This window comes from Arenicella sp. 4NH20-0111, assembly GCF_040366405.1.
In the GTDB taxonomy this organism is placed as follows: domain Bacteria; phylum Pseudomonadota; class Gammaproteobacteria; order Arenicellales; family Arenicellaceae; genus Arenicella.
In genome coordinates this window covers 156,642-171,471 of sequence record NZ_BAABWF010000004.1, presented here as the reverse complement: position 1 = coordinate 171,471, position 14,830 = coordinate 156,642, and the positions used below count along the sequence as shown (strand labels likewise).

General features: G+C 44.8%; 14 protein-coding genes. 1 reads left to right on the top strand and 13 read right to left on the bottom strand.

The window, feature by feature from the left end:
- Nucleotides 1–132: 132 nt before the first annotated feature.
- The 13 genes from der to ABWW54_RS10585 all read right to left on the bottom strand — a co-directional run bounded on the left by der (nt 133) and on the right by ABWW54_RS10585 (nt 13,821).
- Nucleotides 133–1,536: a ribosome biogenesis GTPase Der gene (gene der, locus ABWW54_RS10645; RefSeq protein WP_502907806.1), complete on the bottom strand. Its 1,404-nt coding sequence runs from the start codon at nt 1,534–1,536 to the stop codon at nt 133–135.
- A gap of 262 nt (nt 1,537–1,798) precedes the next feature.
- Nucleotides 1,799–2,965, bottom strand: a complete 1,167-nt coding sequence (bamB, locus tag ABWW54_RS10640) for an outer membrane protein assembly factor BamB (protein WP_353412232.1) — start codon at nt 2,963–2,965, stop codon at nt 1,799–1,801.
- Between the two features lie 69 nt (nt 2,966–3,034).
- Nucleotides 3,035–3,742: a YfgM family protein gene (locus ABWW54_RS10635; protein ID WP_353412231.1), complete on the bottom strand. Its 708-nt coding sequence runs from the start codon at nt 3,740–3,742 to the stop codon at nt 3,035–3,037.
- A 71-nt stretch (nt 3,743–3,813) separates the two neighbouring features.
- Entirely contained in the window at nt 3,814–5,118 is a 1,305-nt protein-coding gene (gene hisS / locus ABWW54_RS10630) for a histidine--tRNA ligase (RefSeq protein ID WP_353412230.1), read from the bottom strand.
- A 119-nt stretch (nt 5,119–5,237) separates the two neighbouring features.
- On the bottom strand, nt 5,238–6,131 hold the full coding sequence (locus ABWW54_RS10625; protein ID WP_353412229.1) for a helix-turn-helix domain-containing protein: 894 nt from the start codon (nt 6,129–6,131) through the stop codon (nt 5,238–5,240).
- 91 nt (nt 6,132–6,222) lie between these two features.
- Nucleotides 6,223–6,999, bottom strand: coding sequence for a type IV pilus biogenesis/stability protein PilW (gene pilW, locus ABWW54_RS10620; RefSeq protein WP_353412396.1), 777 nt, complete (start codon nt 6,997–6,999; stop codon nt 6,223–6,225).
- Between the two features lie 32 nt (nt 7,000–7,031).
- The gene (gene rlmN, locus ABWW54_RS10615) at nt 7,032–8,189 is read right to left on the bottom strand and encodes a dual-specificity RNA methyltransferase RlmN (protein ID WP_353412228.1); all 1,158 of its coding nucleotides are present in this window, start codon (nt 8,187–8,189) and stop codon (nt 7,032–7,034) included.
- Between the two features lie 85 nt (nt 8,190–8,274).
- Nucleotides 8,275–8,706: a nucleoside-diphosphate kinase gene (gene ndk, locus ABWW54_RS10610; protein WP_353412227.1), complete on the bottom strand. Its 432-nt coding sequence runs from the start codon at nt 8,704–8,706 to the stop codon at nt 8,275–8,277.
- Nucleotides 8,707–9,017: 311 nt separating this feature from the next.
- Nucleotides 9,018–10,391, bottom strand: a complete 1,374-nt coding sequence (mtaB, locus tag ABWW54_RS10605; protein ID WP_353412226.1) for a tRNA (N(6)-L-threonylcarbamoyladenosine(37)-C(2))-methylthiotransferase MtaB — start codon at nt 10,389–10,391, stop codon at nt 9,018–9,020.
- A gap of 197 nt (nt 10,392–10,588) precedes the next feature.
- Nucleotides 10,589–11,668, bottom strand: coding sequence for a hypothetical protein (locus ABWW54_RS10600; protein ID WP_353412225.1), 1,080 nt, complete (start codon nt 11,666–11,668; stop codon nt 10,589–10,591).
- A gap of 169 nt (nt 11,669–11,837) precedes the next feature.
- Nucleotides 11,838–12,161 carry a HesB/IscA family protein gene (locus ABWW54_RS10595; protein WP_353412224.1) on the bottom strand — a complete coding sequence of 108 codons (324 nt, stop codon included), beginning with the start codon at nt 12,159–12,161 and terminating at the stop codon, nt 11,838–11,840.
- A 37-nt stretch (nt 12,162–12,198) separates the two neighbouring features.
- Nucleotides 12,199–12,954 carry a serine O-acetyltransferase gene (cysE, locus tag ABWW54_RS10590; protein ID WP_353412223.1) on the bottom strand — a complete coding sequence of 252 codons (756 nt, stop codon included), beginning with the start codon at nt 12,952–12,954 and terminating at the stop codon, nt 12,199–12,201.
- A 78-nt stretch (nt 12,955–13,032) separates the two neighbouring features.
- Nucleotides 13,033–13,821: an RNA methyltransferase gene (locus ABWW54_RS10585; protein WP_353412222.1), complete on the bottom strand. Its 789-nt coding sequence runs from the start codon at nt 13,819–13,821 to the stop codon at nt 13,033–13,035.
- A 178-nt stretch (nt 13,822–13,999) separates the two neighbouring features.
- Between ABWW54_RS10585 and ABWW54_RS10580 the strand changes: the two genes are divergently transcribed.
- Nucleotides 14,000–14,812 carry an inositol monophosphatase family protein gene (locus tag ABWW54_RS10580; RefSeq protein WP_353412221.1) on the top strand — a complete coding sequence of 271 codons (813 nt, stop codon included), beginning with the start codon at nt 14,000–14,002 and terminating at the stop codon, nt 14,810–14,812.
- Nucleotides 14,813–14,830 lie beyond the last annotated feature (18 nt).

The window sequence follows — 14,830 nt, the reverse complement described above, 5'->3', positions numbered from 1 at the left end:
GTGATTAGCTAACTCGTTAGTATCGAGTTAGCTAATTGCTATCGGACGATAAACACGGAAGATTTAGTCATAGAGAACCATTTGATCAGAAGGGAATCGAGGAGTTAAGTAATCTCAAAGAGACTCTGACCCTTATCCGCCCGTGCGGGCGCTTTTCTTTCTACTACCACGAAACTTCACTTTATCCTTACTCTTTCTAGATGGCTTCTCAGAAGCATCATGGAAAGGGTTGTCTGAGGTCTTAAAGCTGAGTCGAACTTTAGTGCCTACCATATCGAACGCTTTTTCAAACGTATTGGACAAATATCGCTGATACGTTTGCGGCAGCTTATCCAATTGATTCCCATGGATAATTACGTGGGGCGGGTTCATTCCGCCCTGATGACCAAACTTAAGCTTGATTCTAAAGTTACCAACCATAGGAGGGTTACGTCGTTCTTCAGCATCCTTCAATATCGTATTGATACGCCCTGTGCCCATGTCGGTCATGGCACTGTCATAGAGTTTATCAACCAACGGCATAATAATATTGATGCCCTTACCATACTTAGCGGAAATAAACTCAATGGGTATATTGCCCATATGACCGAACTTACGGTCGATTTGAGCTCGAATTTGCTCTCGATCGTATTTGCTCATACCATCCCACTTATTGACCAGAATCATCAATGAGCGGCCGCTGTTGAATACCAAGTTAATCAACCGGTTATCCTGATCAACAATGCCTTCTCTGGCATCCAGAACAACCGCAACTACTTGGGCCAACTCAACAGCTCGTAAGGTTTTCATGACAGAAAATCGTTCGACTCTGTCGTCTATGCGCGACTTTTTCCTCATACCAGCGGTATCAATCAGTACGTATTCTTTATCGTTAAACTGAAACGGAACATGAATACTGTCGCGAGTTGTGCCCGGCATGTCATACACGACAACGCGGTCTTCCCCGACTAAACTATTGAGCAACGTTGATTTACCGACATTAGGACGACCAACGATAGCAAGCCGAGCGACTCCAGATGGAATCTCATAAGAACTTTCTTCTTGGATTCTGCCTTCAGTTTCCGTAAGGACACTGTTAAGCAGCTTATGAATGCCATCACCATTCTTGCCTGACACAATAATGGGTTCATCCAAGCCCAATTGGTAGAAATCGGCTGCCACAATACCTTTATTAAGGCCCTCTGATTTATTGACCGCGAGGTAAACCTTTATGCGCTCATTTAGGCGAAGTTGTTTTGCTATTTCGAAATCAACTGGCGTGGCGCCATCGCGACCATCAACGATAAAAATAACCGCGTCACTATCTTCCAAGGCTTGATCTACCTGGTCCTTCATCAAAAGGTGAATACCTTCGTCATCGGACTCTATACCACCCGTATCGACAACCCAATAAGGCTTCTTACCAACGCGACCAACACCAACCATGCGATCACGCGTTACCCCTGGCCTATCGTCGACGATGGCGTCTCGGCTTCGGGTCAGGCGATTGTAAAGAGTTGACTTGCCTACGTTAGGTCGGCCGACAATTGAAATAATAGGTTTTGGATCTTCCTCTGATGGTGCGTCTTCTACGAGCGACTTTTCTTCTTCGCTTAGCGCGCCCAAATCATCGACCGAGTGGTCATCCGAGAGGCTGTTGTTACCTGAGTTTGGGTCTTGCACAATTTTTACCTGTAAACGCCCTTCCTAAAAGGACTACTTAAACATACACCACAACGGAGTGGAGCATCTAGTCTTGTTTACTAGTCAAAAATAGCCCTCGTCCGTCCAAATAATACGAAATTAAACACCTTGTTCGTTAGCTGCTTTCACCTATTGAAATAGACTGCACCGAACCATCGCTGTCTAAGAAATACACATTTCCATCATCTACAATGGGTTGGCCTATAATAGATTTCGCGCCTAACTTATGCTTGCCAACGAGCGACCCATCTGATTTACGGAGCACATACAAGCCACCGTCACCTTCACTCACGACAATATACTGTCCAATCGAGGCCGGTGCACTGGTCGTAAAAAGACGCAAGGCTTCTTGCTTCCATCGCTGCTCACCTGTCTTTCGATCTAATTGGTGAATAACACCATGCCTGTCACTGATGTACAAATTTGCAGCATCGTAAGCCATCGCATTGAAAGAAGATACTTCCGCACTCCAATCTATCCGCTGAGCTTGAATATTCAACGCATGTGTCACTTCACGATAAGAAGTAACATAAAGATACTCTCCAACCAACAGCGGATCAGTATCAACGTCAGCTAGTCGATCTATTTCATTCGTTCCTCTAGCAAACGAAATAGGAAAGTCCCATAGCGCTCTGCCTGTTTTCGCCTCGAGAGCGGCCATATTGCCATCTGAAAAGCCGGAAAAAACCACCCCTTGAGTAACAACTGGCCGAGACTCACCACGGAGAGTCAATTTTGGGAGCTGACGACTAATAGTCCAAAGTATCTCTCCATCAAACGTATCCAAGCCATAGACTTTACCGTCTCCAGAGCGTGCTACCACGACATCACTGCCGACAACGGGGCTTGCGAGCACTTCGCTATCGAGTTGAGTTTTCCACGCTTGACTGCCATCGCTTTGCTTAAACGCGTGGACATACCCATCATTAGTTCCCACTAAGACTAAGCCGCTACCAACCCCAACACCGGCGGTGATGCGCTCCTTATCTATTTTTGCGCGCCAAACCCTCTTACCGGTACTAGCGACAACTTTATCGACTTTTCCTTTGACTGTTGCTACATAGATATTGTCGCCGAACAACGCCGGTGACAAAACCGCATCGCCGGGCCTGATTTTATCACCTAAGCTCAGCCGCCAATTTCGCTTAAGCTTGGTTGTGGTATTAACCTTTGGTTTAACTGCCTCTTCTTCTACACCAAAAAAATCGGTTTTCGTGGTCTTTCCGCATGCAACTAAAGTCAAAATAACGAAGCCAGCAAGGAGTGAACGAATTGTTTTCATAATTGTCATGCGTTGAAGTATGTTAAGCAATAAACGAAGTAATTGTCGGACCCAATACGAATATGATCTTTAGTCAGATTCTGTATTAGAATCAGATTCCGTTACAGGCACGGTTGAACCTGATTGGTTATCAGACGTTTCGGGAACCGGCAGTCGATCAATCTTCAATGACAAAACCTGGACGTAGTTATCTTGCTGACCATCCAATGCATCAACGGCAGATTGATAATATGCCCTCGCCTTAACCTCATCGCCTTCTTTAAGAGCAATATCGCCTAATATCTCTTGATAATGTGACTCAAAACCCTGTGTCGGGGTATAGCTAGCAAGCTTTTTAGCCACGCCCATTTCATTAAGGGCCAATTTAATCTTTGCTTGACGAATACGAGCGGTGTGTTGAAGACCGTTTTCGGGAGAGTTATCAACAACCCATTGTAATTCATTAAAAGCAGCAGCCAGGTCATTTACCGCTGTTTGCTTAGCTTTAACCAATACGGCCTTTGAAGCATAAACAGTGCCTGAATGATCCGACTTTAACGTGTTCACTTGCTCATCAATGTTGGACAACGCGGAATCATTAATTTCCGCAACCGTTTGCTGGAACAAAGACGAGGCCTGTTCAGCGTTAACCTGAAGGTTCTCTTTGTACTTATTGTAACCTACGATCGCAGCCAAGCCTAAAGCAATGCCAATAGCCAACGCAGGTCCATTGTCTTTAAACCACTGACGAGCTTTCTCGTCTTGTTCTTCTGGTGAAAGGTAAATATCGTCAGCCATTATTTTCTCTAAAACTGTGTTTTTGCTTGGCCAGTTATAAAAACCGGCTCGTTATTATATGTAACGCCGAATTATAGCGAATCCAGCAGATTAGTCACGACATTGACAACATCATCTTGTGAAACTGATCGCTGTTGCTCCATATCCGTCTTTTGTGCCAATTCCTTTCGCAAAACCTTTACGTTAACTTGATTCGATTGTGCTTCAGCATCGCCAATGACCAACCCGATCAAAGCCAGGCTCTTATCAGCTTTTTTGAACTGGTTTTTCATGCTACCAGCCCCCATGTGGCATTGCACACTGAGGCCTTGTTTTGTTAGAACATCTTGCAATTTAATCGCTTGTAATCGCGCTTTATCACCGACAGAAACGATGAACACCTCACAGGACTGAGATATTTCCAGGCTGCTAGCATTCTGCTCCTGAAGCATTTCGATCAGCCTTTCCAGCCCCATACCAAAGCCAAATGCGGGCGTATCCTGCCCTCCCATTTGCTCAACCATGGAATCGTAGCGTCCGCCGCCGCACACGGTTGATTGCGCACCATAGTCGTGATTGATCCACTCAAAAACTGTGTCGTTATAATAATCAAGACCACGCACTAGCTTAGGATTAATTTCAAATTCTATACCCAAGGTTGTCAGATAATCTTGCAATGTTGCAAAATGCAATTTGGATTCATCGGACAAATAGTCGAGTATCACCGGTGCATTATCCAACAGAGACTGAACTTTCTCATTTTTCGAATCCAAGATACGCAATGGATTCGACCCTAGACGGCGCACGCTATCTTCGTCTAACTGATCTTTATATTCATTAAGATAATCGACCAGCGCGTCGCGATAAGAGGCTCTTGAAGCGGCGTCACCAAGACTGTTGATATACAGTGTGGTATTCGTTAAGCCTAGCTCTGAAAATAACTGCTCAACCATGGCAAGAACTTCAGCTTCAATGTCTGGCGTACTCCAACCGTAACTCTCAACACCAACCTGATAAAATTGGCGATAGCGGCCCTTTTGAGGTCGTTCATGCCGAAACATAGGACCGGTATACCATAGACGTTGTTGTTGGTTATAAAAAAGCCCATTTTCTATACCAGCACGAACGCAACTTGCGGTTCCCTCGGGCCTTAGTGTCAGGCTATCACCATTTCGATCCTCAAACGTGTACATCTCTTTAGAAACGATGTCGGTTTCCGCCCCAATTGATCTAGCAAATAAATGAGTACTTTCGAGCATAGGAGTGCGGATTTGCCTATATCCTCGACGTGAAAAAATGTCTGCACACATTGACTCCACCATCAGCCATAAATGACTGTCTGAGGGCAATATGTCTTTCATGCCTTTTACAGCTTGAATCTTACTTTTTTTACTCATGTTTATTTAATTTGACGCATAGATAGAAACATCCCCCCTGAACTTCGCCCCAAAACAGAAGCGAATATCTATTCAATTGAATCTTCAGATTCGAGGAATGCCGTTAAATTGTAATGGGGTTATGGCGCTACGTCGCCCACCGTAAACTTCGCATACACGCCCTCGGTGTGCTGACTAAGGTCATAGTCCTGACCGTTCACCATCATTTGTACGCCCTTTGCATTACCAATTAAGACGCTCAGGGCTCCTTCTGCACTGACATCCAAAGTTTCACCACTAGGGTAACTTTGATAAGCGAGTCTATTTTGCTGCTCATCTCTAATATCCACCCAAGAAGTTTCGGTGAACGTCAACACAACATTAGTTTCTGTCGAAATCGGTTCTGGAGCATCATTGATAGGCTCTTCTTCCGACAAAGCCTCCTCTGCGGCAGAAGCACCAGCTTCGGAGTCTAGTAATGGTCCTGCACTGCTTTGAATTTCTGTCTCAATAGGTCCCTCTGAAGCAGAAATATCTTCCGACGTTAGCACTTCTCCACTTACCGTTTCAACAACCTGAGATCGAGAGCTATTGGCGCCCTTAAGCAAGGAAGTGAGCGAACCGGACATCCACAAAAACGCCACGATACCCGCGATAGAAATAAAAACGATCACCTTGACTGGGCTGAAGGTACTAGACTCGGCAGTATCAGCATCACCGATACCTCTCGGCATATCATCAAGATTTGCTGATTTTTGCCAATTTTTATTCAAGTAGTGTGATAGTACTTCTTCGGCATCTAAGCCCAACAACTTCGCATAAGACCTTATGTAACCACGCACGTAGGTGGGTTCCGGAAGACCTTCACTTTGATCTAGCTCAATACTTCGTATTTGCGTCAACGAAAGATTTAGCTCATCGGCTATCTCCTCAATGCTTTTATCTTGCTTCTTTCTAGCGGCGGCCAACATAGCCCCGCTGCCCAATTGGGGAGCCAATTCGCGCTCTTCTATTTGTGTCGTTTTTTCTTCCATCAGAGAGTCTCGTACAACCCAACCCCAAGCTTGTTAAACATCAATTATTCTTAAACAAACAAAGCACCAATAAGCGCTTTGATTACGCTAGCTATTTTCGATCGCTATTTCGAATTTGGTCCGCTGCTTTCGAACCAGGAAAGTCTTCAAGGATGCGCTTTCTATAGCTTTGTGCCACATCAGTCGCGTTCAAACTGGATTCTATTTGATATGCAAGCAATAGCGCGTCAGGTTGCGGTTTAGTAATGGCCATATAGCGTTCAATATAAGCTCTTGCATTCAAATTTTGGCCACTTTCACGCTTAATCAATGCCAATCGAAACAACGCGGGGCGAAGACGTGGATTGGTTGTTAACGCCTTTTTTAGAAAGTTCTCAGCTCGCGGATCCTTAACTCGAGCCAAACACTCGCCTGCGCGCATATAACTTAACTCTGAGCGATCAAACAACGGATTTGACGCCGCAATTTCGAAATATTCAACGGATTTCTTTTCTTTTCCCGTTTGACACAAAAACATGCCAAAGTCATGCGCAGCGGAAGAATTTTCCCGATCATGACGCACCGCTTGCTCTAAATAATATTCAGCATCTTTACTGTTTTCCAATCTAATCATGAGCAACCCCATGACGTAATTGCTGTCCGATTGCGTCGGATCTAATCTCAATGCTTTTTCAAGCTCAGTTCTCGCGGTCGCTAGCTGGTTTTGTTCCATGTATCCGCGCGCTAGGCGAGTATGTAATAAAGCACGCTCGGCGTTTGGTTTGACCTCTACAGCGTCAATTTTGGGTTTGCTCGAGCTCGTCGCGCAACTCGAAAGTGCAGCACATATCACAGTAACTAGGAAAATTTTGGGTAGGTTTTTTAACACAATCAATAGCTTCGCTTAAATGACTCGGAAGATCATTGTATTTTTTCAGCGCGGCTTTGTCTAAATTTTTCGGCACGTCGTGTTCGATCCATCACATCTCCAGCCAATTGGCCACAGGCGGCTTCAATATCATCACCTCTGGTTTTTCGAATAGTGACTATCACGCCATTATTATGGAGTATGTCTCGGAATCGATTAATTCTTGAATTTGAAGACCTCTTGTAGTCTATTCCATCAAAAGAATTAAAAGGAATAAGATTTACTTTTCCTGGTACCGTTTTCATCAAACTAGCCAGCTGGTGGGCGTGTTCCAGTTCATCATTGACTCCCTCCAACATCACGTATTCAAACGTAATTCTGGCTCGTTGAGAATCAGCAACATAGCGATTACAAGCAGCCAACAGCTCCGATATATTGTATTTACGATTCAATGGCACTAAGACATCTCTCAGCTCGTCATTCGGCGCATGTAAGCTGACCGCCAACGCAACCGGGCATGCTTCTTTTAACTCATCTATTTTAGGAACAACCCCAGCCGTGCTCAAGGTGATACGCCGCTTAGATAGCCCAAAACAAAAATCATCCTGCATGATCTTCATGGCCGACACAACGTTATCAAAATTCATCAAGGGTTCACCCATCCCCATCATAACGACATTACTGACTATCCGATTATCAGTTTTATATTGCTCAGCAAGCAGATGTTTTGCGAGCCAGACCTGACCAATGATCTCCGCAGTCGTTAGGTCTCTATTATACCCCTGCTTACCGGTCGCACAGAATGAACAATTTAGTGTGCATCCAACCTGAGAAGAAACACACAATGTTCCTCGCGTCTCTTCAGGAATAAAAACCATTTCAATGGCGCTCTTACCCGGAACTTTAAGCAGCCATTTACGTGTACCATCTTCCGAAAGGTTATCTGAAATAATATCTGGCACTGAAATTTCAGCGTTTTCGGATAAGCTCAAGCGTAGTGTTTTACTGAGATTTGTCATCTCAGCAAAGTCACTGACTCCAACTTGATGAATCCATTTCATCACCTGAGAAGCACGGAAAGACTTTTCACCTATCGAGGCAAAATATGCTTCCATTGCATCTCGATCCAAACCCATGAGGTTTATTTTCGGCACGTCGACATCAGATGTTGAACTTTCCAGCTCAATCTCTAAATCATTTAATTTGCTCATGACTGGATCTCTCAAGTGTTTAACGAAAACAACACCTACCAAATAAAGCCGGTAGGTGTCGGTCTACAAAACGATACTAAGAAGCTTAACGCGTACGTGCACACACACCGTCATCGCCAAAGAAGAACTCAATTTCCTGAGCGGCTGTCTCAGCTGCATCTGAACCATGACATGCATTTTCATCAATGCTGCTGGCGAAATCGGCACGGATCGTTCCAGCCGCTGCCTCAGCAGGGTTCGTTGCACCCATTACATCACGATGTGCTGCAATGGCGTTCTCTCCCTCTAATACTTGCACAATCACTGGGCCAGACGTCATGAATGACACTAAATCGCCATAAAATGGACGCTCTTTATGCACTGCGTAAAATTCGCCTGCTTGCTCATCGGTCAAATGCATCATTCGAGCACCAACGATGTTTAATCCAGCTTTTTCAAAACGAGAATATATTTCGCCGATAACATTTTTTGCTACAGCATCTGGTTTAATAATTGAAAGGGTGCGTTCAACAGCCATTTTAGACTCCAAAAAATAAAAATTAAATTCAAAACAATAGGTTAGAAACCTTTGTATTTAAAAGATTTAGGTCGCGAGAACAAATACTACGTAATTCAATTCTCACACATAGCCCACCCCGCTGCCATGTTTCACGAAGGTGCTCAAACTCATTTAAATACAAAGGTTTCATCAAGCCAAAGCTTACACTCTGACTTCGAGGGCGCATATTCTAACGACCTTGCGTTACAAATACTAATTTCTACTCGAAAAAAAGACTCATTCTAGAAAATAGCCGCTAAAACACGATAAATTGCATAGCCACTCAGAACTCACCCTACCAAAAGGAACTCCCCTTCGACACTGGCCACCCTAACCTGTAGCCACCGCCCCATTTGCACCTGATTCTCAGGAACAAGACAGGGTAGATAATCTTCCGAGCGACACATGACGTAGCCATCACGTTTTGATTCCGATTCAGGCAAAACCCAAATGGTCTTATTGATTCGTTCTTGTCTGGTTGCTGCCTGTAACGACTTTGCAGACTCTCTGAGGCGAGAATTTCGATCTTTTCGATCAGCGACACTCACTTGGCGATCCGACGGAATATTGGCAGCAGGAGTGCCGTCCCTCTCAGAGTAAGAAAAGGTATGTGGAAACGCGACACCTATATCTTGCACCATCGCCACGGTATCCAAGAATTGAGCCTCAGTTTCAGTAGGGAAACCTACCATTACATCCGCGGAAATAACCAAACCAGGCACCACTGAACGTAATTTGCTAATTCGCTCTCTCACGTGCTCGGCATCATATCGTCGCTTCATTCTTTTAAGGATTAACGTATTACCGCTCTGCAAAGACAAATGCATATGCGGACAAATTCGTGGCTCTTTTGCCCATAAGTCAATCAATCGATCGGTTATGTGAAACGGGTCTAACGAACTCAATCTTATCCTAAAAGGATTACTCTGATCATGCTCCAGCTCAAGAAGCTCTTCCAGTAAGTCGACTAAATCAAACTGTTTGTCGCCCGCATTCAGATCAGAACCATACGCGCCAAGATCAACACCGCAAATAACAATTTCAGGATAACCATTTAAAACCAATCGCTGAACCTGCCGCTTAATGATACTAGGCGTAAGAGACCTGCTTGGCCCTCTGGCGACATGTATGATGCAAAAAGTACAACCTTGATCGCACCCTTGCTGAATTTGAACGAACGCTCTGGTATAGGCTTCATAACCTGTTATCAACTGGTCTGGCAAACTTACGTGCTGATCCAAATCACCGACCATCACTTTGGGAAGCGCACCCTTCTCCAACTCTGGCATCAATTTATGCATATCAAGCTTGCGATCATTTCCTAAAACCAGATCAACGCCTGGTATTTCTGAACACGCATCTGGGTCCATCTGCGCGTAGCACCCAGTGACCACCACAAGGGCATCAGGGTTTCTCTTTACGGCTTTACGCACTTCCTGTCTCGCTTGCCGATCAGCTTCACGTGTAACTGTGCAGGTATTAATCAAGTATAGGTCTGCGGGCTCAGAACTTTCGACAATCTTCCAATCATCCGTTTTTAACGTCTCGCCTATCAACTCAGACTCATAGGCATTAACTTTACACCCCAAGGTCTTTATGCCCACCTTCTTCGCATGGGGAGAGACTGGACGCTCTTTTAGCTCTAGACTGCTGCCTGCGTTCATTCTACCAATCTGGTTGAGGCTAATTTCAATTGATTTTGGCTTAGAGCTTGTCACGATAGATGATTAAATTGTGAAGTTATTCGAATGATCGACATGGTCATTTCATGGGCGCGAGTTTGACACACCTTGGAAGCAAAAAAAAAGCGGCTTTAAGCCGCTTTTTCTCCTTTTTAAACAAAAGCGCTCAAATAACGAGCCTATTTGATCAAGTAACGTATTCCAGCACTGACCATTTTGTTATCGGAAAGTGAGTCGTGATTTTGAGAATCACTATCAAACACTCTGCCTTCCAAAAACCATTGCAACTTACTTTTACCTATATCGCCGCCAACCAGTCCATAGACTGAGGCATCCCGGAAGTCACTATCATCAACATTCCATGCCCCGATACCTCCGCCGATGAACGCTCTTTCGCTCAGCTTACGCTCAACTCCAAAGTCAATAGCAAAGTTATTTTCGGGATATTCATTACCACCGTTTATACCGTTACGGTCATAATAGGAAAGCACGCCTGACAGTGAGGTTTTCTCGCTTAAAGGCTTAAGTAAGCCGGCTTTCAAGCCAACCAAACCAGATGAATCGCGCATATCCATTTGCCAAGCCGTCTCAAACCTTGGCCGTGTTTCAGTACCAACAAAGGCACCAAAAAACGGAACCAATGCCAATGGGTCTACTTTAGCGACGGGTTCTTCAGCAATCGCTGGAGCGACCTCAACAGGAGCAACGGCAACCGGCTTAGGTGCACATTCAGGACTTGTTGTATCCTCAGAAACAGAAATGAGGCTTACATTACAGCACGCCTTAGGTATCGCCAGCTCATAAACACGACAACTGTCATTTAGCTTCAATTCAAACCCAGAGAAAGACTGTTTCCCAGCCCACTCTCTGTAAGGTAGAGCGACATATTTACCATTTTTCTTTGAGCCCATCCAAGCTAACTTTGTGCCAACCGGGAACGCCTTCTCGGTCATTTCACCATTAGCAACGGCAGCCAGCAAGGCATCTGCATCGCCAGACCAACCTGAGTCAGTCAAGATTGAGCGGACCTTCTCGGGGTTATTTGCAAAGAACGTTTGTAATTCGGCAGCGGTTTCTACCCCGCCTTCACAAACAGACTGAGACGTACCCAGACGAGTAATTTTCTTATATTCTTGAGCCTGAGCAACGCCATTGACAGACATTGCCATCACAGCGGCCAAACTCACGGATAAGGCGGGAAACGTTTTAGCCAACTTCTTGTTGGAAAAAGCGTTGGAAACCGATTTAATCAAAATCACGACAAAAACCCTCTGTTTTCAATTTGTATTAAACAATTGCAAGCAAGACATCGATACCCTGCTCATACTTTGCGTAGTTTAGGCGTTTTCGACCGCAATAACACAAACTTATCTATAAAATTTGTTAACAAGTTAGAAATAATTGAGAGAAAAACTGAATTCTCAAGCTCTATCCTTGAATTGCGAAGCTTTCGCCACAGCCACACTCATCCGTTGCCTTAGGGTTTGAAAACTTAAAAGTTTGGTTTAAGCCTTCTGAAACATAATCAATCTGGGTTCCAGTCAATACTTTAAGGCTTTTAGTATCAACAAAGATTTTGACTCCAAACTGTTCAAAAACCTCATCATCACTTTCTTTTTCATTCGCAAAATCAAGCACATAAGAATAACCAGAACACCCTGACTCTTTGGCAGCAAAGCGAAGCGCCATGGCATTATTTTTAGTGACTTGACCCGCAATTCTCTCTGCGGCATTTTTCGTTAATGTAATCATAAAACTTACTCCCAGACGACACCGACCTAAGCGCGTACTATATATTCTCGATTTTTTGACTGACTACAGGCTCAAGCTCGATGCAGTCTGTTTTTACTTCTGGCAATTCAACATCACTAACATCCACACCAGATCTATTCAATTTGTCGACTAAACTACGATTATACTTATCAAGCGCTTGCAATTGTTGGCACAAGCCATGTATTGCAACGGCAACAGGATCATCGGTTAACGGTTGATGCCCATAAGCGTCAAATCCACCATTCGCTCGCTTGTATTCGGCTGATCCTACTGCATGAGCGGGAATGCCGACAACGGTGGTGTTATCTTCTACCGATTTTACCACAACTGAGTTAGAACCTACTCGAGCATTATCGGCAATCGTAATCGGACCTAGGATCTTAGCCCCAGCCCCGACAACCACATTATTGCCTAGTGTCGGATGCCGTTTACCTCCGTCCCAGCTCGTCCCCCCGAGAGTGACACCATGATAAAGCGTACAATCGTCGCCAATTTCAGCGGTTTCACCAATCACCACACCCATCCCGTGATCAATAAACAGTCTACGCCCTATCTTCGCGCCAGGATGAATCTCAATACCGGTGAACCATCTCGCCAAGGTAGAAATGAACCTCGCTAACCATTTAAGACCAACTCCCCATAGCCAATGAGTCAATCTGTGGAAAAAGACAGCGTGGACGCCTGGATAGGTGGTCAGTATCTCTAGAGTGTGCCGCGCAGCAGGGTCGCGCGCAAACACCGTTTGAATATCTTCAATAAACCGTTTAAACATAACTAACTCTTTCGATCAAAATTTGTACTCAAACTAGACCGCGCAATTCATAAATCTATCTCATACTTAATCGAGGCATTAGTCGCGATTTGGTGTATGTTGCTGTGTTGCTGACAATATACCACGCAAGATTTGTATCTCTTCCACGGAAAGGTCAGCCTTATTGTACAACCTCGTCAACTTTCTCATTAACACGGTTGGAGGTTTCACCTTCACAAAATCTAGTGACTCTATTGTCGATTGCAAGTGCTGTAAATGCCCTTCTTTTTGTTCTTTGGTGGCCCGTTGCTGACGAAGCTGCCCTGGCGAGAGTTCTAATTCTGATTTATTTGCTTCACCAAGAGCACTCAGCGCATGCATTCTCATTTCATAGGCGATGATTTGAACCGCGCTGGCTAAATTCAGCGAGCTGTAATCAGTATTTGCATCTATGCGTATTTGAGTTTGGCAGAGATCCAGCTCTTCGTTGGTTAAACCGCTGCTCTCGCGCCCAAAAAGAACGGCGACTTCACCATTAGTTGTGGAACCTAAATGCTCAATAACCGTATGAGCTGTCTTTTTAGGGTTCATGGTCGGCCAACTCACTTCACGATCCCGCACGGAAGTTCCAAGCACCAGAGTACTTTCTTTTACCGCATCGGTGACGCTGTCTAGAACAAGAGCTGCCTCCAACACACTGTCTGCTCCAGCGGCAAGTTTGGTAGCTTCGGCGTGCGGAAATTTTTTTGGATTGACCAGCACAAGCGAAGAAAGCCCCATTGTCTTCATCGCTCGTGCTACTGACCCGATATTCCCAGGATGGCTCGGCTCAACCAAAACAATTTTGATGTTTGACAGCAATGTGCTTTTGAGTTCTATCGGTTTCAAATGGTTCCCCTTTTCAGGCGGCTAGTCTATTAATCTATTAACCGGGCATTTTAACTCATCAGATGATTTATTTATTCACAATTTGTCTCGCTTTAAGTGTGACTATAACTTTAAATCTGGGTGCCACCCCGTTACACTACGCGCTGGCTTTTTTACAACTTGTTTCTGGGACATCTCTATGGATTCCAACCTTCTTACTGGCGCGGTAAACGTTGCCACTGCGGCTGCTCGTGAAGCAGGAAAAATAATTTCGCAAAACATCACACAACTCGACCGCATCAAGGTCAGTGTGAAATCGAAAACTAACAATCGAGAAGAACTCGTCTCAGAAATAGACCTCTTAGCAGAACAAACTATTATTGAAGAGCTCACATCGAATTTCCCCGACCACAATACCCTGAGCGAGGAATCAGGGAATGCGGGAAAGCAAAGCGACTATTGTTGGATTATCGACCCGCTCGATGGCACACATAATTTTCTGCATGGTCATCCTCATTGTTGTATATCCATCGCACTCACCTTTCAAACTGAGATTGTTGCCGCGGTTGTCTACGACCCTATCCGAAATGAATTATTTTCAGCCCGCAAAGGTGGCGGAGCGCAACTTGACGGCCGTCGAATCAGAGTCTCACAAAACAGTCGCTTGAAAGATAGCCTCTTGTGTACAGGCTTTCCTTATCGAAGCGGAAGCCATTTGAAAAAATGGATGAAAACATTCGCAACCCTAATGCCACGAGCGCAGAGCATACACCGAACAGGGTCTTCAGTGCTTGATCTAGCTTACGTAGCCTGCGGCCGTTACGACGGCTTTTGGGAGTTTGGCTTAAGTGATTGGGATATCGCAGCGGGAGCATTATTGGTTAAAGAAGCGGGTGGCTTAATTACTGATGAAAACGGCGGCACTGACATCATGAAAACCGGCAATGTCATTGCCGGCAATCCAAAAGTTCATGAGAAAATTCATCATATGATCAGCAACACACCGAGTTAAATTCATCGCAAGCCGAAT